Raw genomic sequence first — 22,513 nt, forward strand, 5'->3', positions numbered from 1 at the left:
AAACCAAATAATTCATAAAAAACTATTATAATACAGGATGCTTTTGAAATTAGCCCTCTTCTTTATGATAACCTTCTATTTCTACTCCCCATAAATCCATGTAGTGAAGGAAAAGCTCTTTATCGACTGGGTAATTCTCCGGTTCTCTCTGTGATTCAAACCATATCTGCTTCATAGTTGGTTTCTTTTTTGTTTTCTCCAAATACATTGTCCAGTCAATAATTCCTTTCTCAGGCTGTAGTTCTTCTAAATCCGCATCAATTCCACCTGGATAAAAGTTAACATAAAATGCACTCCAAGGTCTTCTCCAGCAACAGTACGTCTTAGGCTGCATCCATTTTGGCTTTTTTACCTTTTTCAATGAAAAGAAAATCCCTTCCTCATATCCCCGCTTCATGCCTCTTGGCGTACTATACATCATATCTTTGTAGTTTTCATACCTTTTCACACTCAATTCATTCCATTTATAGAATTGATGTATTTTCCAAAAACTCACCCTGCATCCTTCTTTGCTCATCACCAGTTCTCTACAAAACGCAACATACATAGCTAGTGTTATCGTCAAAGATATAATAGGTACTCCCCCTAGCACAACACGCTCAATCAATTCCCATCTTGTTTCGCCGCTATCATAATACATCAATCCGCAAAAAACCAAAGCAAAGATTATAACCCATGCAGCCATTCCATGTGTATCCTGGTCACTGTAAATTTTTAATTGTACGTTCTCCTCTTCCGAATACCCTCCAGATCTATCCATCCTTTTTTCCTCCTGTTGTTCTGCTTCTTTTTCATAGATTTTGCCTTACATATTGCAATCTGTATTACAGAAGCTATCGCACAAGCTTGAATATTAACCTTATTTTTTTTCGAAGCATGGACCGAACCATTATAGGCTTTACTTGCCGCTGCTGACATAAGATTATACCCAAAATCACAGGTTGCACCGATTGCTGCAGAAGCCCCTAGTTTAATTTCTACCTCTGTGGCTGTTTTTATTAAAGAACTACCTGTCAAAAATGTTGATAAACTTCCTGTACTTCCTACTGTAAAAGCGCCTGCCATTACCGCATTTGTAAAGGATACAGTTTTATCTTCTCCTTGCTCTCTAGAACTCCCATATGCAACAAAACCGCTTATTAATCCTGCTGCCAAAGATCCAGCAGCTCCTAAAGCCCCCGCAGCTCCTGTTAATGCAGCCATTGCTGCATCTTTTAATGTATATTTTTCGCCTACAATGCTTGCTGCTAAACCTGTCGTTACAACATTAACCACTGCACCAACCAGCATTTCTGTTCCTTTTTTTGCAAAAAAAGCACCGGCTATTGCCAGAATGGCAAAGCTGCCATCTGAATCCATCAACATAACAGGATTATTCTTACAGTAACTGTACATATTGCTGCCATTCGTATTCAGTTCTGTCGTGATATACACATCCGCACTGATAAACCTGCAGATCTCCGGCTGATAATAACGACTCTTCAAATAATACATGCCTGTCTCATCATCATAATAGTACCCCTTAAATCTGTACGGATTATCCTTGCCAAGTGTCTCTGCCATGCTGCCTGTGATACCAAGCTGCCTTCCCCAGCTATCATATCTGTAGTTTACTACAACTGCGCCATTGGCGTCAACAAGTCCTGTGATCGTCATCAGGCCGTCACGAATATAATAGTAATCTGCCCCTTTATAACGGATGGCCATCAACTGACCGCTGCCATCATACAGGTAATGCTGCCATATGCCGTTCTTCTTTTCTGACAGGACACTGCCGCCTGCTGTCAGATATTCTGTTGTCACTCCGTTCACTGTCTTGGATGTCCGGATGCCCGATGCATCATACGTATATATTGCTTCCAGTCCACTGCCTGTCACTTTCTGCAGCTGGCTGCCTTTTGTCCAGCTGTAAGTATAATTACCATCACTAAGCAGGTTACCGTTGGCATCATAAGTGAAGTTTCTTGTCCTGCCATCCATGGTCACTGCTGTCAGCTGGTCTTTCCATGCATTGCTGTAAGCAAATTGCTTTTCTACGGTTCCGTCGCCTTCTGGCGCACCGCTCTCTGAAACCGGATAGCTGCGTACTTCTGTCAAGTTACCTCCGATATCATACTGATAACGGATAAACTGCTTTTTGCCTGGGTCATATTCACGGGTCAGCTGTCCCTGGGCATCATAGGTATAAGTATGGCTGTCTGCACTGCCGTTTTCTGTGGCTTTCGACACATTGCCCCAGGCATCATAAGCATACTCCCATGTGCCGCTGCCGTTTTTCACAGTCTTTATCCGTCCTGTCTGTCCGCCGTCCGCTGCTGTTTCATAGGTATAAGCTGTCGTATGTTTCCCGCCGTTTCTCCTGATGGATGAAAGTCTGCCCAGCTTGTCAAAGGTTTTTTCAATCTTAGCACTGCCGCAGGCCACGGATGTTTCACGGCTGTCTGCATCATAGCCCCTTGTGACAGTCCTTACGCCATCCGGTGTGGTCTGGACTTCCTTAATCAGGCAGTCATTGGCATCATAAGTGTATCGGTAGGCTGTACCGTCATCAAAGACCGCTTCACACAGCCTGTCTGTCAGGTCATAGCCGTAAGTGCAGGATTTTCCGGATACCTGTCCGTCCACAAAACGGACCACCCTTCCCAGTTTGTCATAGATATACCGGCCAATGGTATAACTTGTGCCGTCTTTTGATGCTTTCACTTCTGTCACACGGTCAAGATTATCATAAGTGTAAGCAACTTCCCAGCCGTTGGCATAGGTGCTCTTTAAGAGATTGCCGTTCTTTGCCTCATAATCATGGCTGACTGCCGCCTTTCCGGCAATGGACACGCTCTTTCTGTTGCCAAATCCGTCATAGGCAAAGGTATAGTCAAAACCGTTATGGGTGATCTTGGTCAGACGGTCCCTGTCATAGGTATACTGGACCTGGACATCTGTTTCTGTTCCGTTTACCGCTGCTTTTCCTGCGACTTTTGTCAGACGGTCCATGGTGTCATAGCTGTAATCCGCCTGATGGCCGGACACACTGACATTTTTTAAAAGGCCTTTTGTCACATCCCAGGCATATGCCGTTGTCACCCCTTCCGGTGAAGTCTGGGAGGCCATGTACTGCCCTTCCGCCGTGCCGGTTGTATAGACCGCCTTTGATGTCATGGCTTTCTTCGCATCTGTTTCTGCTGATGAATCCACGGTCCTTGCCGTCACCGGGTTGCCATAGTTATCATAGGCAAAGGTATATTTCATGCCTGCCGCAGATGCCGCCCCTGTCACACGGTGTTTTTTATCATAGTCATACTTAAAAGCATTGCCCTTCGAATCCATGAGCTTCTTTAAGTTATCCGCTGTGTCATATTCAAAACTGCTGTTTTTCTTCGCCTGGTCTGTCACCTTCACCACGTTGCCTTTGTCATCATAGGCAAAACTTGTACCGTATTCTTCTTTATAAAGGCCAAGGCCCGTAAAGTAGGCATTGTTGCTGTTGCTGCCATAACAGAAGCCGATATCCACACGCACATAGTCATGTCTGGCTACAAAGGCGGTGTTCATGAACTGCCATTCACTGCAGTCTGCCCCGAATTCCGCATAGTGGATGTCATTCCTGTCATTGGTATCACTGGATATGAAGTTGATATGGAGGCCGAAATGGCGGTTCTTCCTGCTGTTTAAGCTGTTGCCCGCATGGGGATCGCTTTCAAAGAACTTCTCTTTCAGGCTCACGCTGTCGGCATAGCCCCAGCCGCAGGCCATGAAGCAATCGCCCTTTTTGCCGGAGATGGCCAGCGGCTGATAGCAGCGCTTGTTGTTCTTCTCATCCCCTGTGATCTTTAAAACGCTGTCCCCTGTCGGGCCGTTGCCGCCCGGTACTTTTTCCTGCTGTCCCATCCGGATCTCTGCAGGAACATCTGTAGATGAAACCGTCACAAGATCAGACAGCACATAACCGGTGTAGGCTTTGCCTCCTTTGGTCAGTTTCACACCGTACCACAGGTCTCCGTTCTTTAAACCGGCATGACTGACGATATTTACCTTGTCACTGCTGCCGATCTGGACAGCCACAGAACAGGAGGTATTCGGTTCTGTTCGGACATTCAGCGTACCAGACGGTGCCGCATGGGAAGTGGATGGACGCATGACCGCCACATAATCTGCAGATGCATAGCCATCATACTGTGTGCCATTTTTAGTAAAGGCCAGACGGTACCACTTCGTGCCGCTGCTGTCTTTGGCCGCACCTTTAATGCCCACGGCTGTGCCTGCCGCCATCATGGTCTTTGCGCTGTAGCCGGTGCCTGCACCTGCACGCAGGTTCAGGTTGTCTGCCGCAGCCACACCCCTGACTGTCACAACCGCCCCTGAAATGGACAGGTTCAGATAGGTGCCTTTCATATAGCCGTCATAGGTCTTATTGCCGATCTTTGCACGGATGGCATACCAGATGGCGCCGTCACTGTCATAATCCGCCCCGTGGATCGTGGCACTGGTGCCCTTCGGTGCCATGACAAGTGCCGGGTAAGCCGTACCCGCCGCAGCACGGATATTGACTTTATCCTCATTGACGGTGCCTTTTAAGACGGTCGGCACCTGTGCCGCCGCACCGGTCTTTAACACGCCGTCACCGCCAGCGAACTGTAAGGCCGTATGGTCCGTCATGCCATTCTGGAAGCAGTTGTTGGAGACCAGGTTCAGGCGTCCCGCAGCCTCCCCTTCTTCCATCTGGAGGCCATCAAACCACGCTGTACCCTTGAAGTTTCGGGTCCTGGCAAGGATCCTTAAAGAGGATGTGCCATTGCCTGTCCCGTTATCCGGTGCCGTAAAGGCCACTGACAGGCGCTTAAAGCCATCCGTACCCGCCGTGATGCCGGCTGAATCCGCCACGACCGCCAGGTTCTTCGCTGTATCCTCTATCTGCAGCCAGATACGCCCTTTTGCCGCCAGTTCACTGACGCTGGCTTTGACATAAGCGGAAAAGACATATCGCTTTCCTGCCTTTACCGTCAGGTTCTGGAACGCTGCACCGTCACCGGAGGCCGCTGTGCTGCGGATACGGATACACTTTGTGCCGATATAGCCTTCCCCTGCTGTGCTGTCCTCCACCACAACGTGATCCGCATTGCTGTAACGTGTCCAGCCTGCCACACCGCCTGTGACGCCCCTCAGATACTGCGGGGATACATAGCGCAGGTCTGTGGCTGCGGACAGTTTGTTCTTATTCTTTGCTGTGTCCAGATACTGCCATGCCGCACCGTAACCGGCATCATTGCGCACACTGACAGTACGTCCCGCATTGTCAAAGAGATAGACTTCTTTTCTTCCTTTGCTGTCTGTAAAGCTTGTCCGGTTATGGCCGTAAGCCAGTGCCAGGCTCTGTCCCTCTGTGCTGCCGGCATATTCCGTGACTTTGCTGACCCTGTAAGGGGCCCGGCTGCCATAGCTGTACTGTACTTTATAGCCGTAAGGGTCCGCCGCTGTCAGCATCATGCCCTTGCCCGCTGCCGTATCGTACGTAAACCGGCTCACGGCACCGTCCGGGTCTGTGATGGATGTCAGGAAACCGTTGGTATAACCAAATGCTGTCACCCTGCCTGCCGCATCCGTCAGTTTAGACAGATGGCCGTCACTGCCATAGGCCAGATCGACCGCACGGCCGGAGCCGTCTGTCAGCTTCACGATCTTCGATGCGTTGTGTAAGATCGACAGCGTGTTGCCGGAAGCATCTTCTTCCTTTACAAGCAGCCCGTTTAAAAAGTGCTGTTTACCGCCGTCCTTATCCGTCACCGTATATCTGTTGGATGAATCCAGGGTCAGGATACGGGTCGCATCCAGCTCATCCTTCCACTTGCTGTCTGTTGTATCCTTGACAAAATATCTTCTCGTACCGTCACCGTCAGTCTGGCAGTAATAGTCTGTACTTCCGATCTTCTTTGCCGTCATGGTCTGGTGGTAGTTCAGACGGAAGCCTTTGCCGTAACCGATATCCGCTCCCTGTCCACTGCTGTTGAACACATGGCTCAGGCCGATGGGTGCGCGGCTGCCGGAAAGGGCATAAGTCGGATGCACCAGTATCTGGCTGCCGTTATAATCATTCACATAGCCTGTACCGGCCCTGCCGATATCATGCTGGTGATAGGTCCAGAAATCCTCCAGGCCCTCGCAGCTTACGTACTGGATCATGATCTGGGGACGTGTGGCCGCATTATCATCCAGATTGTCATCAGATGAAATGTATTCGTTATACGTACCTTCTTCCTCCCCATGCTCTTTCATCATCAGGCCGTAGTTCTTCCCATCCGCATACCAGTCTTTTACCACACCTGTGATATCAAAGACCAGTCTTGTCAGTCCAGAACCTGAAAAAGCGATATAATCGGCCACTTTCGGGTCGTAAGACGGTTTGTTGTCCCATGTGACAGTCTTACTGTTCCAGTCCTTTGTCACACGGTGGATATCAATGCGGCGCTGGTCTGAACCGCCCGGGCGTCTGATGGCCACATACCAGGCGGATGTCACCATCTCAGAAGCTTTGTTGAGCTGCGGAAGGGTGAACTTCAGGTAGCTTCTGAGGACGGAACCGTCCACCCTGCCTGTTTTCAGGATATGGCTGTTGTAAAAATTGTCTGTATTGTAGAAAGAAGAGACATGGCAGTCCTGGATCTTATCCCTGGCCACATCGGTGGTCACCACCGGGTCAATGACCACCGGATATGCTCTTTCTTCTGCCGCAAGCCATCCCGCATCCGCTTCCAGTCTCACATACGCCTCCTTGTTCTTTTCTCCGCCGTCATCTGTCAGGGTCAGTGTCAGGCCGTGGCTCACTTCCCCTGCGGCATCCGTCATATACGGTGCAGACAGTCTGTAAACTTCCCTGTCCCCTGCATCCTCAAAAACGATATCCGCACCTTCCTGTCTGGCCTTTAACCCACCCGGAGCATAGCGCCATGTGAAAGCATGCACTGCGTCTGCCTGCTTTAAGACCAGATCTTCTTTCAGGCTTTCCGGGCCGATGGTGTAACGGATATCTACACCATGGAAGGCTTCCGGATAAAGGATGCGGCTCTTTAAATGTCTGACGGCATAGGCCGCTGTGGGGTCCTTTTCACTGTCTGCCGTATGCTCTAACGCACCGGCACTATCCGGCTGCTGCTCCTCCATTTCCTTTAAAATCTGGCGTTTCACGGAATTGGCATCCACAAAACCCCATGTGAGCTTTCTGCTGCCCTCTCCCAGTGAAACCATCTGCTTTTTCTTCACCTTGTTGGACAGACGGACTCTGAAGGCCCCTGAGATATTTTCCATATCATCCGCATCAGCCGGCACTTCATCAGCTGCCGCTTCCAGGCGGTTGTCGATCTCTTCCCAGCGGCCGTCCTTCATGTAATGGACCGGTGTGCCGTAAATGGCCGCTGTAAAACGGTGGTCCGCATGTTCAAACACCTTCATGCAGGCCGTTCTCTTTGAAATAACTTCTTTCATCTCTGTGGTATTCATTAATTCTTTACTCATTGTTCTTTCTCCTTTTTCTTTTGTTCTGTCATATATAAAGTTTCGTGCAAAAATCCGGATATTTGCCATGTCATCATCACGGCAGCCCCATCCCGGAATTCCAACTGTATTCTCGAATTTTCAGAAACAGGTTTTCCGCATTGAGTTCTGCTTTTCTCAGACATTCTTTCTTGCATGCATTCTTACATTTGAAGAATATCTTATCTAATTTTCTTAGTTTCCGTGATGTTGAGGTTATTATATTCCCATTTTCAGAGATTGTCAATAGATATTTTCTAATTTTTTCAGATTTTTATTCTCTGCATTTTCTCAAAATCCAAGAAATCAAAAAAGAGACATCCTTTGATATTTTCTCTGTATCTTATACAAAGTCATATCAAAAGATGTCTCTTATATGAAACAACAACTTTTAGCGTGTTTTATCCTTGCCAATATTTTCAATTGTCTTTTTCACTTCTTTATAAGAATCCCCCAACCGTTTCCCGCGCTCCGAAATTTGTTTATGGTCATAAGCAAACAGCACTGCCTTATTCGACATTTTCTGCTTAAAAGAAGCCATGCATCCCCCTTCGGAATTCAAATTTCCTATTACTATCTTATGCAGCAAGCTGAAATATTGTTCTTGAAACAGGATTTGTGAAACACTCAATTCTCGGGTAAACATATAAAAATTCCCCTCTTCACAGCAGGTGCTCCTAACACGTCCGGTACTTAGATGCCGTCCTTTGGCATCTTATGTACCGCTGACAGTGTTAGGCAGTGCGAACGTGCCTGCTGTGAAGAGGGGAATTTTATATGTTTTCGAAAAATCCTGAATGTTTCACAAATCCGTCTAAGGTCTGTTTTCTGCGCTCTATCCTTTTTTTTGCGGATCTCTGTGTGCCACCAGACGACAAATTGGATTGCCCTTGGCTGTAAAGCGCTCCTCATATTCAGTCATAACGTTGCCTTCCGCATATTCACTGTGATGCAGGTCAAACGTATAGTTGTCCAGCTGCCAGCCGGCCACTTCCACCTGCTCCAGTGAAAAATCAAATAACGGACGATTGTCTGTCTTGAAGATCACACGTCCCTCCGGACAGAGAATCCGATCATATCGTGCCCAGTATTCCTTGGAAGTCAAACGACGTTTAGCATGGCGATCCTTCGGCCATGGATCTGAGAAATTCAAATAAATCCTGCCTACTTCATTCTCATCAAAAACATCCGCAATCTCTTCCGCATCCATGCGAAGGAAGAAAATATTGTCGCCCTCATATGTATGGTATTTCTCCAAAGCACGCACAAGCACGCTTGAATACTTCTCAATACCAATATAATTAATATCCGGGTTCTGCTGTGCCAGCGTCATGATAAACTGACCTTTACCCATGCCGACTTCAATGTGGATCGGATGGTCATTGCCGAAAAGTTCATGCCAGCGGCCCTTCTGTGCCCGCTGCTCCTCAGGATCATGCAGAACGCATTCATCTGCTGCAATTGTCTCCCTGGAACCTCTTACATTTCTAAGTCTCATAAAAAACCTGCCTATTCGTTGGAATCTCTCTGCACGGCCAGTGCACCTGTACGTGCCATCTCAATGATGCCAAATGGCTGCATCAGCTTGATAAATCGATCGATCTTCGATGTCTTGGCTGTCAGCTCGATGACCATGGACTTCGGAGAAAGATCAGCAATATGGGCACCTGTAATATTGCAGATCTCCATAATATCTGATCTTGTCACATTCGTATACGTCACCTTCAGCATCAGAAGTTCTCTTGTTACACATTTATTCTCTGCAAAACGGCGAACCTTAATAACATCAATCTTCTTGTTCAGCTGTTTCTCGATCTGTTCCATGATACGCTCATCCCCGGTTGAGATGATGGTCATACTGGAAATATCTCTATCATCAGTCTCACCTACAGCAAGACTGTCGATGTTAAAACCTCTTCTGGCAAATAATCCGGCGGTTTTGCTCAATACACCGGCTTTATTCTCTACTAATACCGAAAATATTCCTTTCATCCGCCTATTACTCCTTTACCAAATCAAAACTGTAAACCTCGCAAACCATCATGGCTGCATGCTCACATGCAAGAAATTCATCTATTCTCTGCTCCATCTCATCGTTATGCTCAAGGTGGAAATAATCCAGTCCATAAGCATCCGCGATCTTCTCAAAGTCAGGACTGCCGTCAAGAGAAACACCGCTGTAACGATCATGATACGTATGATGCTGGTATTCACGTACCAGACCAAGATAGCCGTTTCTCATAATAACAAACTTGATCGGCAGGTTCCACTGACGCATGGTAGCCAGTTCCATCAGAGACATCTGGAAAGAACCATCACCGCAGACAGCAACGATCTGTGTATCCGGCAATGCGGCACGTACACCAATAGCTGCTGGGATGGAATAGCCCATTGTGCCAAAACCGCCTGTTGTCAGGAAACGTCCATGCTTCATGACATAATTATCTGCTGACCAGAGCTGATTCTGTCCCACATCAGCCACATAAATGGCATCGTCATTCATCTTGCTGCTCAATGTCTGGACAAAACGACATGGATTGACAAAATCCGGATTGAAATGACGTCTATCCACATAAGCTGCCTTCTTCTCTGCCAGCTCTTCATTCCACGCTGTGTAATCTCCCGGAATCTCATACTGCAGAAGATTCTCAAAAATTACATGGACATCTCCGACCAGAGGTACTGTCGTACCGAGATTCTTGCCGATCTCAGCCGGATCCACGTCAATATGAACGATGGTTGTATTTCTTCTCTCAAGCTTGTAAGGTTTGACAACCGCACGGTCTGCCACTCTTGCACCGACAAGCACAAGCACATCACACTCATGGACAGCATAGTTGGCATGTGGCTTGCCGTTTGTACCCAACATACCCATATATAAATCATCATCATTCGGCATAACACCGATACCCATCATCGTTGATACGACCGGAATATGGAATTTATTGGCGAATTCACGGACAACCTGTTCGCCATTGCCGAGAATCGTACCGCCGCCCACGCAGATCAGCGGTTTATGTGCATGTGCCAGTACGTCCACAACCTTGCGAATCTGAAGATTATTGCCTTTCACTGTCGGTTTATAGCCACGAATGCTGACTTCATTCACCGGCACATAATCAATCTGTTTCTGCTGAACATCCAGCGGCACATCAATCAGCACCGGACCGCGGCGTCCCGTAGATGCAATGTGGAAAGCTTCCTTGAAAATACGTGGAATCTCTCTGGCATCTCTGACAAGATAACTGTATTTAACAAAGGGTTCTGCAGAACCAGTAATATCTGCTTCCTGAAATACATCCTTGCCCAGCAGTTCACTTGAAACCTGTCCTGTGATCGCGATCAGCGGAATACTGTCAGCATAAGCTGTTGCCAGTGCTGTGATCAGATTCGTTGCCCCCGGTCCCGAAGTTGCCACACAGACCGCCGGCTTCCTCGTCACCCGGGCATAACCGCTGGCCATATGACCGCCATTCTGTTCCTGTCTAACTAAAATATTCCTGATACCTGAATCATATAAACTGTCATAAAAAGGACAGATTGCAACACCCGGGTAGCCGAACACAGCCTTGATGCCCTCGGCTTCCAGACATTTAACCATTACCTGTGCCCCAGTTAACATAAATACTACCTCCATACACTCTATTTTCTCAGCAGCTGAAGCTTATGTTCACAGCTTCGCTTTCTTTATATCCCTTATCTGTCAGCCTGCAGGTTGGCCTCTGCACTGTACGCTCCGGGATACACGTCTCATGTTGAATGTAATACATTTTATCACATTCCAGCAAGAGTGTAAATAAATGCAGCCCCGTTAAATATTTATCTCATTCATAGATTTTTTTATCGTTTTATTCGAATCTCGCACCTATTTTACAACCATTTTTCTCTGCATATCCATATATTCCAGAAGGCTCCTTGAAATTTCCTGTCCATTATCACCGTAGATTGTTGCCTCAACAACGCGGATACGCTTGCCGTTTTTCACAACACGGCTTTCACATGTCAGCTTCTTCACACCCATTGTCGGTCTGAGAAAATACATATTGCCTGAAAGTGTCGGACCCTCAAAACCACATGAGGCTGCAGCAAAACCGGCAACTGTATCCGCCAGTGTGTACAGGCATCCGCCATGCACCGTTCCCAGCGGGTTCAAATGACGATCATCCACTTCAAGTTCTGCCTTGCAATAGCCCTCATCAGCTTCTATGATTTTAATACCGATAAGTTCAATAAATTTGTCACTTCGCTTAATTTCTCCTATCAACTTTTCCTGCATCTCTTTACTTAACATTCTCTGATCATCCTTTCCTTATCGCTGTTTCTGTACCGTTTTATATCCAATGATGTCTATCCTATCCAAACAATTTTCATCATTTCGTCCGCAAATTTCTCGTATGCAATCAAGTTTAACACATGTCGAATGCATATTCAATAATCACCTTTTTTTCTTGATCTGACGCCTTATGGCAAAAGATAGAATTTGACTTTTAAGCTGAAATCCTATACTATTATTTCGGGTAATACTATTTCCAGGAGATATTTATAATATGAAAAAATTAATCAGCCTCTTTACAGTGCTTCTTTTTATTTTATCCGGCTGTCTGTGGTTCTCCACGGACACCTATGCAGACGAAACAAAATCCTCTGATTCAGAAACAGCAGCATCAGAAACTGTTCCTGAAACACAGGCCAGCCCCGTGATTCTGCCGACAGATAAAGTGTCAACCGACGACATTATCCTTTATTCCAGCGCCGCCTGCGTCATAGATGTTGATTCCGGTGAAATTCTTTATTATAAAAATATGGACGACCGGCATTATCCGGCCAGTATCACCAAGGTACTGACCGGGCTTCTGCTTATTGAGAATGCCAATCTTGATGACACGATCACCTTCTCCCAGGATTGCTGGAATGGTCTGAATTATTATAATGATATGAATATCGGCATATTGGATGGTGAACAGCTGACAGTCAATGACGCCCTGCATGCTATTCTTATGTCATCTGCCAATGAAGTCTGCAATGGTGCCGCCAAGTTTGTCAGCGGCTCCGTCAGTGCTTTCTGCGACCTAATGAATGAGCGTGCGAAAACACTTGGCTGTACGAATACACATTTTGTCAATCCCAACGGTCTTCATGACCCGGATCATTATACAAGTGCCCATGATATGGCACTTATTTCCAGAGAAGCAATTCAGAATCCGACATTTCGTGAAATTACCGGCTGTACAGAATACACGGTAGCTTCCACCAACCTGCGTCCTGAGGGATTCCCCCTCAGTCACAAACATCAGATGCTGATGTATACCAAATATCATTATGATGCCTGCATCGGAGGGAAGACAGGCTATACATCCGAAGCTAAGAACACCCTTGTTACCTATGCTGAAAAGGACGGTCACACCCTTGCCTGTGTTGTGATGGAGAATTCCGACGGTCACATTTATCCGGATACCATTAATGCCATGGACTACTGCTTCGATCATTATGATCAGTTAATGGCCCAAATGGCAGACACTGCTGCAAATACCGAAACAGAAACTTCGGCCTTTGCTCATTCCGGTGAAACAGAAGATCTCCCTGCCTTTGCTCCGCTGACAGAGACAGAAACTGAGACAAAAGCAGCGGTTCCTGATGCACGCACCTCGCTTTCTCCTAAAGTACTTGCCTCCCATCTGAAGAGCAAACTCATGACTTTTGCCATGCACCATATGATACTGTTTATATTATGCATGCTTGTTGCTTTCGCTTTATTTACCCTGATCCTGATCTGGCTGTATCATGTTTTAAAACGCAGCTATCACCGCCATAAATATAAGCGTCTCCGCAATGAACGCATCAAAAAAAATGTTAAAAATAAATAATATCATTGTCGAATATAACTGAAGTTTGATAAATCACTTGATTTAAAATGCATCCGTGTTATAATGGGATTAATATAATGTAGTGAATAGTCTACCTCTTCACTACGAGGATACGTTTTATACGAGGTGAATATATGAACTGGGTCGCTCCGATTAAAGATGACGAAACACTCCAAAAATTTAGAGACACATTAAGATCTGTTGATGACAAATATTATATTTTATTTGAGATCGGAATCGGAACAGGATTACAGCTGCAGGACATTCTACAATTTAAGGTGAAAGACGTACGCGGCAAGGATATGTTGATTGCTGTGATCGGAACACGGCAGATTGAACAGGCTTTCCCATTAAAGCCGGAACTTCAGGCTGTAATTACTGACTTTATTGACGGCAGAGATGATGATGAATATCTGATTACCGGATATGCCAGCACGAACAGGCCTCTGTCTCGCGAACAGGCTTACCGCATCTTTAAACAAACAGGAAACAAGATTGGATTAAAGTCCATTGGTACGCAGACCATGCGAAAGACTTTCGCGTGGCGTTATTACAAGGAAACCGGTGATATTCAGTATATCCAGAATTTGCTAAATCACGCATCCCCGAATATCACTTTCCGTTATATCGGTGAGAAACCGAACATTAAGGTCATCTATGATAAGATTACAGATGATGGGAATCAGAAAGCCATGGAATACCTTCTGAAAGATAAGAAGGGTGTGCGGGATATTGATGCCATTATTCTTGAGCTTAAACAGATCCGACGCAAGTTATCCGGCAAACGTCAGCCGCTGCCTTATTATGGCCGTGTAGATACTTTGCTGGAACAAATGCACGATACACTGCGGGATTTCAATCAATCCCATTAGTACAAAAGGCTGTCAATGCCACTGAAGCTGCTTCAGTGACATTGACAGCCTTTTTGCCTGCGCTCACGACGCTTTTTCAAAACATCTGCTTTCATTTGGCGCAATTGCTGCGCACCCTCTTCATCGATCAGCCGCAATGTCTTGACAATATAGATATGCTGCTCATCATCTTTCTTAATTCTCAGTTTGCCGCGTATATAACCATGTTCCGGGCAATCGGCCAGACAATAGTACGCTTTCGTTCTTGCCGAAAACCAATGCATTTTCTTCCTTGCTGCACGTCCGCACTTATAACATTTTGTTGAACGCACTTCCCTGTCCGCCAATGCTTCTTCTCTCGTATCAAAAACTCTGGAAATATACTTGTAATAGGAATCATATCGAAGATGGATCTCATCCCCTTTACTCTGCGGATTCTGATAATAATCAATCGAGTAGAGCTTCTTCGCTTCTTCCTGATCAATCCTGCGGAAAACATCTGCCGTATAAGCCGCATCATTGACCGCCCGATGAAAACCGGCCTCTTTCGGCAGCTGAAAATAATCAACTGCCGATTCAAGAGATACTGCCGATGCATCATGCGCACAAAGTAATCGAAAAAACTTCTGCACGTTGTAATATTTGACCGGCCCCTTCAAAAGATCCAACAGGCCATAGTATTTCATGTTGCGCTGCAATTCCACCAGGTCCATATTGCCCCATGTGCAGAAAATATAATCCTTGCCGCACCACAGCATAAAATCTACCAGTACATAAGAAAACGGATCGCTGGCACACAGCTCCTCCTGGGTAATCCCTGTCAGATCCCGTGTAATATAATGCAGTTTCTTGTATACTTTCGGACGAATGGTCCGGCTGAAACGGTCGATCTCCTTCAAGTTCTCATCCAACTTCACTGCACCAATCTCAATGATCTCAAAGGGTATCTTCCGATTCTCAGATCCCTTGCCATAACAAGCCTGATTCCATTCAAAATCCACAACTACATAATTCATGCCGTCCACTCCATCCAGACTATTCGTTCAGATTAACAACCTCTCCATCAACAACCTGCTGCATCAGCTCTTTCGCTTTGTCAACAGTTGTCTGATCCGGTATCATAACATAGGCATTAGCACTCATGGAATACGGCTGTCTTGTATCACCGCTGCCGTTTACACTGTAACTGACAATATTCCAGCTTCCGCTGTCTGTCAGCTGCTGACGTACCAGTTCGGCCAGACGGTCATAGGAGAAGTTTGTCTCAAAGCAGCCATCGATACCGGCCAGTACATCTGTGTAATGACTCAGGATATCAGGCGATAATGCTTTCTGCATAACCGCACTGATAACTTCCATCTGATGACGTCCTCTTGCACGGTCACCATCTGAGAAAGCGTATCTCTCACGTGCATATGCCAGTGCTGCTTCACCACCCAGATGATTAATGCCCTTTGTATAAGAGTATCGGCTGTCTGTATATGCGGTAAACGCTTCCTCTGAATTAACATCCACACCGCCAAGTGCATCAATAATCTTGATAAATCCGGCAAAGTTCACACGGAAATAATCGTCCAGAGAAATATCATAGAGCATACCCAGTGTATCCATAGAAACATCAATACCGTAAATACCGGCATGAGTCAGCTTATCCGGTACACCATTGGAAATAGACAGGGGTACAAAATAATCACGCGGTGTAGACACAAGCAGCATCTGCTTGGTATCTGTATTGATCGTTGCAATGATATTGACATCGCTTCGCGTATTAATGATCTCACTGCCTCTGGTATCAATACCGCTGATATACAGACGGATAATATTATCCGGATCTGTCTGTTTCGCTGTATCATCTGAAGAAGCGGTGTCATCTGTCTTGATCTCCACATCAACACTCAGAAGATCCAGTTCTCTGATCTTATCCTCGATATCTGCATAACCTTCCATGTCCTCAAGTACAGGCAGGTAAGCATGATTCAGAATGATCGCATCACAACTGCCGTCCAGCAGGCTGTCCACAAGCTTTGTTACACCATTTTCTTCCTGTGTCTTTACAGACTGACCGGTACGCTCTTCTATCTGCTTGACAGCAGCCTGTGTGTTCTCTGTATCCAGATTGCTTAAAGTACCAAAAGTATAACTCTTTGCATCCTCAATAGACTGGGCTGAATCATCCTTCAATACATAAACACCGATCTGAGAAGTCTGCGTATTCACACCTGATATCTTATTCAACGTATTATAGGTGCTCATCACATAAAGATTGCCCAAAAGCAGAATTGCAAGAAGCAGAACGCCCAGAATTGCACCGATAATAAATCGGACTTTCTTCCTGAAATTCCCTGTCAGCATTGCCACCAGCAATACACAGGTCATAAATACAATGCCTACTGCAAAAAGCAGATAGACCGGCAAAAGTTTTGTAATCGCCAAAAGTCCTACAAATTCAGCGACAAGCAACAGCAATATAATAGTAATGATCAATCCCGGAACTCGGGCTTTTTTTCTTCGCCTTTTGCTGCTCATAACATTTCCTCCATATAAATAGCTTCATGTTGTCAAATTTCTTTTGTAATTCATTGTTTAGATAATTACAATTAATCTCTATCTTAGCACACTGGCTGATGATTCGCAAGTGATGTGCCGCTGTGATATAAATTTTCGTAAACACCTTTTTTCGCCAGAAGTTCCTCATGAGTCCCCTGCTCCACAATATCACCATGGTCAACCACAAGAATCAGATCCGCATTTCTGACAGTTGACAGACGATGGGCGATCACAAAGGATGTTCTGCCGTCCATGACTTTATGCATGGCATCCTGCAGCATTTTCTCCAGACGGGTATCCACAGACGAAGTTGCTTCATCCAGAATGATGATCCGTGGATCTTTCAGAATCGCCCTTGCAATCGTCAAAAGCTGCTTCTCTCCCTGTGAAATATTACTGCTTTCCTCATTGATCTCAAAGTTGTAACCGCCGGTCAGTGTTTTGATAAAATGATGCACATTGGCCATTTTGGCAGCGGAAATAACTTCATCCTTTCTGGCTGTCAGCCTTCCGTAATGAATATTATCATAAATACTGCCCTTAAACAGCCATGTATCCTGCAGTACCAACGAAAAAAGCTGTCTCAGTTCTTCCCTGTTCATATCCCGGATATCAATACCGTCAATTTTGATAGCTCCGCCCTTTACATCATAAAAACGCAGCAGCAAATTCATCAATGTTGTTTTGCCTGCCCCGGTCGGTCCTACAATCGCTACCATCTTTCCCGGCTTCGCCTGAAAATTCACATCCCGCATTAATGTTTCATCATCATACCCAAAAACAACATGATCAAAAGTGACTTCACCCCGGACTTTGTCCGGTCGGATCTCGACTTTGCCATTCTGTACTTCCTCTTCCTCATCCATCAGATTAAAAATTCTTCCCATGGCCGCAAAGGCAGACTGTACCTGTGAAGACAATTGGGAAATCTGTGACAACGGGTCATTGATCTGCCAGATATAACGGACAAAGGCCTGAAGATTGCCAAGCAAAAGCGTTCCATTCATGACAAACAAACAGCCCATTACAGCCACAGAACCGATAATCAGATACGTGATCAGAGAAATACACGGCGAGATCAGAGAGGATGCAAATTGTGCCCTAAAAGAAGCCTTCCGCATCCTGTCATTCACATCGTGAAATTTGTCCAGAGCCATTTTCTGCCTGTTATATAAAATGATTTCATTAAAACCGCCGTACATCTCCGTGATCGTACCATTCAGCTCCCCCAGTGTTTCCTGCTGTGTATCAAACAATTTCTGTGATCTCGTTACAAAAAACCGGGTCACAATCAGTGACAGCGGAATGATCAAAATCGCTATACAGGCCAAAATGGTGTGAATGTAAAACATCATCCCTATAACAAAAATGAAGGTCAGAATCGCTGCCAGAACTCTCTGCAGGGTTTCCTGCAGCGCATTGCTCAGCGTATCCACATCATTGGTCACGCAACTGAGTACATCCCCAAAAGCATGATCATCAAAATAACGCACCGGCAGCCGCTGAATCTTTTTCTGCAAAGCATTGCGAATATCACACATGGCCTGCTGCAGCACCCGCGTCAGAAAAACAGCCGTAATCAGCTGAGAAACTGTTTTGATGATATAAATAATCACCAGCGTCCCCATGATTCCGAAAATCACATCAAAATGGACATGTGCACCTTCCACGCCCTTCAGTATCGCTTCCCCGTCACTAAAGAGCTGTGTTGTCATCTCTCCCTCCACCACCGGCATCACCGCAAATGTTATATTGGCCACGACAACCATCAGCAGACCAAGGATCAGGCCGCCTTTATACGGACGCAAAAAATTCATCAGATATTTGAGGCAGTAACCCACCTGGGCAAGTCCCTTCCTGTCGTTTTTATTTTCAGTTCGATCAACAGACATTCTGCAGTTCCTCCTCACTCAGCTGAGATGCTGCAATTTCATAGTAAAGCGGGCATGTTTTTAATAATTCCTCATGGCGGCCCGATGCTGCCAGACGCCCCTCATCCAGAACAAGGATCTGATCCGCATCCATAATTGTCGAAACACGTTGGGCAACAATGATAACAATCGCATTCTTCACTTCCGGTTTTAATGCCTGACGCAGTACAGCATCTGTTTTCATATCCAGTGCTGAAAATGAATCGTCGTAAATATAAATATCCGGTTTTCTGACCAGCGCCCTTGCAATAGACAGGCGCTGCTTCTGTCCGCCGGACAAATTGCCTGCTCCCTCTACAATCCGTTCTTTAAAACCCTTTGGCTTATCCATAATAAAATCCGCTGCCTGCGCAATATCAGCAGCATGCCGTATTTCCTCATCCGTTGCTTCAGAGCAACCGAAACGAATATTTTCCTCAATGGTGCCACTGAACAAATTCGCCTTCTGTGCAACAAATCCGATATGTTCACGCAGCTTATGACTGTTGATCTGTCTGACATCCACGCCATTGACCAGAACACGTCCGCCGGTCACGTCATAAAATCTCGGGATCAGCTGGATCAATGTGCTCTTTCCGGAACCGGTACTTCCGATAATAGCCGTTGTCTGTCCGGCCCTGGCAGAAAAAGAAATATCTTTCAGAACCGCTTCTTCCCCATCCGGATAACAGAAATCAACATGTTCAAATATAACTTCTTTTATAGGTTCTCTATCGTCATGTACACGCTGCGTGCTGACAGTCTCATCTGTGATATCCGGCGTCATATTCATCACTGCCTCTATACGTTTGGCCGAAATATTCGCACGGGGATACATCATGAACACAAGGCAGAACAGCATCACTGAGAACATGGCATGAAACAGGTATTCCATAAACGCCATCAGCTGCCCCACCTGCAGCGCACTCTGATCGATCATCTGACTGGCAACAAAATAAATCGCCAATGCTGCAATATTCATCAGAAGAAAAAACAGCGGTTCCGTAGAACTCATCAATGTGAACAGCTTTTTGGACTGATTTGTAAACGCCTGATTCTGTTCCCCGAAACGTTCTGTCTCACGGACATCATTATTAAAAGAACGGATCACCCGGATTCCTGTCAGATTCTCTCTGAAAATACGATTCAGGCCATCTAATGCCGTCTGCTGACGTTCACTGACCGGACCGGATATTTTAGCAACAAGTATGACACCCAGAATAATAAAAGGCACTGTCGCCGCAATGATCAGCGATAATTTCACCGATGACATGATGATCAGTGTAAAACTGACCGCGATCATGACCGGTGTCAGCATTGCCGTTCTCAGAATGATATTCATAAAATTCATAATCTGAAGTGCATCATTACTCGTCCTTGTGATCAGTGAAGAAACACCCAGCTGATTCATTTCCCGATGAGAAAAACTCTGAACCTTTTCAAAAAGATCATTTCTGATATCGCAGGTGACCGCTGTAGAAATCCTGGCACCGCAATAGCCGAGGACAACCGTTCCGAGAATGCCCACAACCGAAATCAGAGCGATCAGCCCACCCATTTTCAGCAGATATTCCCGATCCCCACTGGCTACACCGCCGTCAACCATTCTGGAGATAATCGTCGGAATACCCAGTTCTGTCAATGCAAACCCAAAAACAGAAATAAAGTTTAAAAAAACAAGCCCTTTATAGCGCTTGAGATAAGATAACATTAATCGCATATTTCTCCCCCATCAATTCTCCGTACACTGTCTGCACCGCTTCTCTCCATCATAGCCGGTGCAGGCATACCCCCTCTACTATAAGTATGCATGGTATCATTTCTCCCGTCAACTAAAGATTTAATAAAAATATTATTTATATTTCTTAATATTTTCAATTATTAAACAGATTTATAAGAGATTGTGCATGGTATATTTTTGGATATAATGATATAATGTAGAATTATTAGAAACATGCATTATAAGGAGGCCGAATATTATGAATGAAGTCAAAACTCCAAAAAAGAATTGGTTTTACTACTATACAATCGTTCTGCTCATCCTCATTGTTCTCAATACATTCATTATGCCGCTGATTCAGCAGCACAGCGTGAAAGAGGTCGATTACGGCACTTTCATCAGCATGACTGAGAAGAAAGAGATTGGCAAAGTTGAAATTGAAAGCAATCAGATTGTTTTCACGAATAAGGATGAATCCCAGATTTACAAGACCGGTCTGATGGATGATCCGAACCGTACAGAACGACTTTATGAATCCGGTGCAGAATTCTCCAGCGAGATTATTGAACAGATGTCCCCACTGGTCAGTTTCCTGCTCACATGGATTCTCCCATTGGTCATTTTCTTTGCCCTGGGCCAGTATATGTCCAAGAAGCTCATGAACAGGATGGGCGGCGGCAAAGATTCCATGATGTTTGGTATGGGCAAGAGCAACGCCAAGATTTATGTGAAATCCACCGAAGGCATCAAATTCTCCGATGTTGCCGGTGAAGATGAAGCCAAAGAGAACCTGACAGAAATTGTGGATTACCTTCACAATCCGAATAAATACAAGGAGATCGGTGCATCCATGCCAAAGGGCATTCTCCTTGTAGGCCCTCCCGGAACAGGTAAGACAATGCTTGCCAAGGCTGTTGCCGGTGAATCCAATGTGCCGTTTTTCTCCATGTCCGGTTCAGAATTTGTCGAAATGTTCGTAGGTATGGGTGCTTCCAAGGTCCGTGACCTGTTCAAACAGGCGAAGGAGAAAGCTCCATGCATCGTTTTTATTGATGAAATCGATGCCATCGGCAAGAAGCGTGACGGCCAGATCGGCGGCAATGATGAACGTGAACAGACACTGAATCAGCTGCTGACTGAGATGGATGGTTTTGAAGGCAACACAGGTGTTATTATTCTTGCAGCTACCAACAGACCCGAATCTCTGGATCCTGCCCTGACCCGTCCGGGACGTTTTGACAGACGTGTGCCTGTTGAACTGCCTGATTTGAAGGGCCGTGAAGAAATTCTGAAAGTCCATGCCAAGAAGATTCGTCTTTCTGACGATATCGATTTTAATAAGATTGCCCGTATGGCTTCCGGTGCTTCCGGTGCCGAACTGGCGAATATTGTCAACGAAGCAGCGCTTCGCGCAGTCCGTGACAATCGACGCTTTGCAACGCAGGCCGATTTGGAAGAAAGTATTGAAACCGTTATTGCCGGTTACCAGAAGAAGAATGCGATCCTCACCAACAAAGAGAAGCTTATTGTTTCCTACCACGAAATCGGACATGCGCTTGTGGCTGCAAAACAGAACAATTCTGCGCCTGTCCAGAAGATCACGATTATTCCGAGAACATCCGGTGCCCTTGGTTACACCATGCAGGTGGATGAAGGCAATCACTATCTGATGAGCAAAGAAGAAATTGAGAATAAGATCGCTACATTTACAGGTGGTCGTGCCGCTGAAGAAGTTATCTTCGGCTCCGTCACAACAGGGGCTTCCAATGATATCGAACAGGCAACCCGCCTTGCCCGTGCCATGATCACCCGCTACGGTATGAATGAGGACTTCGACATGGTTGCCCTTGAAACAGTCACCAACCAGTATCTTGGCGGTGACGCCTCTCTGGCATGTTCTGCTGAAACTCAGGCTGAAATTGACCACAAGGTCGTTGAACTGGTGAAACAGCAGCATCAGAAAGCCCTTCAGATTCTGATTGAAAATCGTGCGAAACTGGATGAATTGGCTCACTTCCTCTATGACAAAGAAACCATTACCGGCGAAGAGTTCATGAATATTCTCAACGCCTAAAAAGATGGGGCTGTCTATTTTCCGAC

At 45.8% G+C, this 22,513-nt stretch carries 14 protein-coding genes; 3 read left to right on the plus strand and 11 right to left on the minus strand.

Annotation, left to right across the window (positions count from 1 at the left end):
* Window positions 1-49 precede the first annotated feature (49 nt).
* From NBH03_RS12060 to NBH03_RS12090, 7 genes are all read right to left on the minus strand, one after another.
* Window positions 50-760, minus strand: coding sequence for a hypothetical protein (locus NBH03_RS12060; protein WP_250799737.1), 711 nt, complete (start codon window positions 758-760; stop codon window positions 50-52).
* Window positions 715-7,503, minus strand: a complete 6,789-nt coding sequence (locus NBH03_RS12065; RefSeq protein ID WP_250799738.1) for a DNRLRE domain-containing protein — start codon at window positions 7,501-7,503, stop codon at window positions 715-717. The genes NBH03_RS12060 and NBH03_RS12065 overlap by 46 nt, the downstream gene beginning before the upstream one ends.
* 409 nt (window positions 7,504-7,912) lie before the next feature.
* Window positions 7,913-8,167 carry a hypothetical protein gene (locus NBH03_RS12070; protein WP_227082408.1) on the minus strand — a complete coding sequence of 85 codons (255 nt, stop codon included), beginning with the start codon at window positions 8,165-8,167 and terminating at the stop codon, window positions 7,913-7,915.
* 189 nt (window positions 8,168-8,356) lie between these two features.
* Complete coding sequence (trmB, locus tag NBH03_RS12075) at window positions 8,357-9,019, minus strand: tRNA (guanosine(46)-N7)-methyltransferase TrmB (RefSeq protein WP_215691249.1); 663 nt, start codon at window positions 9,017-9,019, stop codon at window positions 8,357-8,359.
* A gap of 11 nt (window positions 9,020-9,030) precedes the next feature.
* Window positions 9,031-9,513, minus strand: coding sequence for an acetolactate synthase small subunit (gene ilvN, locus NBH03_RS12080; RefSeq protein ID WP_117528781.1), 483 nt, complete (start codon window positions 9,511-9,513; stop codon window positions 9,031-9,033).
* A 7-nt stretch (window positions 9,514-9,520) separates the two neighbouring features.
* Window positions 9,521-11,143, minus strand: coding sequence for a biosynthetic-type acetolactate synthase large subunit (gene ilvB / locus NBH03_RS12085; protein ID WP_117528780.1), 1,623 nt, complete (start codon window positions 11,141-11,143; stop codon window positions 9,521-9,523).
* 243 nt (window positions 11,144-11,386) lie between these two features.
* A complete protein-coding gene (locus NBH03_RS12090; RefSeq protein ID WP_250799739.1) occupies window positions 11,387-11,812 on the minus strand; it encodes a PaaI family thioesterase in 426 nt (141 codons plus the stop codon).
* A gap of 256 nt (window positions 11,813-12,068) precedes the next feature.
* On the opposite strand from NBH03_RS12090, the gene NBH03_RS12095 reads away from it, so the two are divergent.
* Window positions 12,069-13,385, plus strand: coding sequence for a D-alanyl-D-alanine carboxypeptidase family protein (locus NBH03_RS12095; RefSeq protein WP_250799740.1), 1,317 nt, complete (start codon window positions 12,069-12,071; stop codon window positions 13,383-13,385).
* A 134-nt stretch (window positions 13,386-13,519) separates the two neighbouring features.
* The gene (locus NBH03_RS12100; RefSeq protein WP_215691225.1) at window positions 13,520-14,257 is read left to right on the plus strand and encodes a tyrosine-type recombinase/integrase; all 738 of its coding nucleotides are present in this window, start codon (window positions 13,520-13,522) and stop codon (window positions 14,255-14,257) included.
* A 32-nt stretch (window positions 14,258-14,289) separates the two neighbouring features.
* Here the strand turns inward: NBH03_RS12100 and NBH03_RS12105 are convergent, their stop codons facing one another.
* The 4 genes from NBH03_RS12105 to NBH03_RS12120 form a co-directional block, all read right to left on the minus strand.
* The gene (locus tag NBH03_RS12105; protein ID WP_015513042.1) at window positions 14,290-15,252 is read right to left on the minus strand and encodes a 3'-5' exonuclease; all 963 of its coding nucleotides are present in this window, start codon (window positions 15,250-15,252) and stop codon (window positions 14,290-14,292) included.
* Between the two features lie 19 nt (window positions 15,253-15,271).
* Complete coding sequence (locus tag NBH03_RS12110) at window positions 15,272-16,762, minus strand: LCP family protein (RefSeq protein ID WP_250799741.1); 1,491 nt, start codon at window positions 16,760-16,762, stop codon at window positions 15,272-15,274.
* An 83-nt stretch (window positions 16,763-16,845) separates the two neighbouring features.
* Complete coding sequence (locus NBH03_RS12115) at window positions 16,846-18,675, minus strand: ABC transporter ATP-binding protein (protein WP_250799742.1); 1,830 nt, start codon at window positions 18,673-18,675, stop codon at window positions 16,846-16,848.
* Window positions 18,665-20,413, minus strand: coding sequence for an ABC transporter ATP-binding protein (locus NBH03_RS12120; RefSeq protein WP_250799743.1), 1,749 nt, complete (start codon window positions 20,411-20,413; stop codon window positions 18,665-18,667). Before NBH03_RS12120 ends, NBH03_RS12115 begins: the two co-directional genes overlap by 11 nt.
* Before the next feature lie 259 nt (window positions 20,414-20,672).
* On the opposite strand from NBH03_RS12120, the gene ftsH reads away from it, so the two are divergent.
* On the plus strand, window positions 20,673-22,487 hold the full coding sequence (gene ftsH, locus NBH03_RS12125) for an ATP-dependent zinc metalloprotease FtsH (protein WP_250799744.1): 1,815 nt from the start codon (window positions 20,673-20,675) through the stop codon (window positions 22,485-22,487).
* Window positions 22,488-22,513 lie beyond the last annotated feature (26 nt).

Source organism: Coprococcus intestinalis (assembly GCF_023656595.1).
GTDB classification, from domain to species: Bacteria; Bacillota; Clostridia; order Lachnospirales; family Lachnospiraceae; genus Coprococcus_A; species Coprococcus_A intestinihominis.

What these genes read in the sequence shown, in the direction of transcription:
- NBH03_RS12065 (WP_250799738.1), bottom strand. Translation starts at nt 7,503, where the DNA reads ATGAGTAAAGAATTAATGAATACCACAGAGATGAAAGAAGTTATTTCA.
- NBH03_RS12070 (WP_227082408.1), bottom strand. Translation starts at nt 8,167, where the DNA reads ATGTTTACCCGAGAATTGAGTGTTTCACAAATCCTGTTTCAAGAACAA.
- NBH03_RS12090 (WP_250799739.1), bottom strand. Translation starts at nt 11,812, where the DNA reads ATGTTAAGTAAAGAGATGCAGGAAAAGTTGATAGGAGAAATTAAGCGA.
- NBH03_RS12100 (WP_215691225.1), top strand. Translation starts at nt 13,520, where the DNA reads ATGAACTGGGTCGCTCCGATTAAAGATGACGAAACACTCCAAAAATTT.
- ilvN (WP_117528781.1), bottom strand. Translation starts at nt 9,513, where the DNA reads ATGAAAGGAATATTTTCGGTATTAGTAGAGAATAAAGCCGGTGTATTG.
- NBH03_RS12060 (WP_250799737.1), bottom strand. Translation starts at nt 760, where the DNA reads ATGGATAGATCTGGAGGGTATTCGGAAGAGGAGAACGTACAATTAAAA.
- trmB (WP_215691249.1), bottom strand. Translation starts at nt 9,019, where the DNA reads ATGAGACTTAGAAATGTAAGAGGTTCCAGGGAGACAATTGCAGCAGAT.
- NBH03_RS12115 (WP_250799742.1), bottom strand. Translation starts at nt 18,675, where the DNA reads ATGTCTGTTGATCGAACTGAAAATAAAAACGACAGGAAGGGACTTGCC.
- NBH03_RS12110 (WP_250799741.1), bottom strand. Translation starts at nt 16,762, where the DNA reads ATGAGCAGCAAAAGGCGAAGAAAAAAAGCCCGAGTTCCGGGATTGATC.
- NBH03_RS12095 (WP_250799740.1), top strand. Translation starts at nt 12,069, where the DNA reads ATGAAAAAATTAATCAGCCTCTTTACAGTGCTTCTTTTTATTTTATCC.
- ftsH (WP_250799744.1), top strand. Translation starts at nt 20,673, where the DNA reads ATGAATGAAGTCAAAACTCCAAAAAAGAATTGGTTTTACTACTATACA.
- ilvB (WP_117528780.1), bottom strand. Translation starts at nt 11,143, where the DNA reads ATGTTAACTGGGGCACAGGTAATGGTTAAATGTCTGGAAGCCGAGGGC.
- NBH03_RS12120 (WP_250799743.1), bottom strand. Translation starts at nt 20,413, where the DNA reads ATGCGATTAATGTTATCTTATCTCAAGCGCTATAAAGGGCTTGTTTTT.
- NBH03_RS12105 (WP_015513042.1), bottom strand. Translation starts at nt 15,252, where the DNA reads ATGAATTATGTAGTTGTGGATTTTGAATGGAATCAGGCTTGTTATGGC.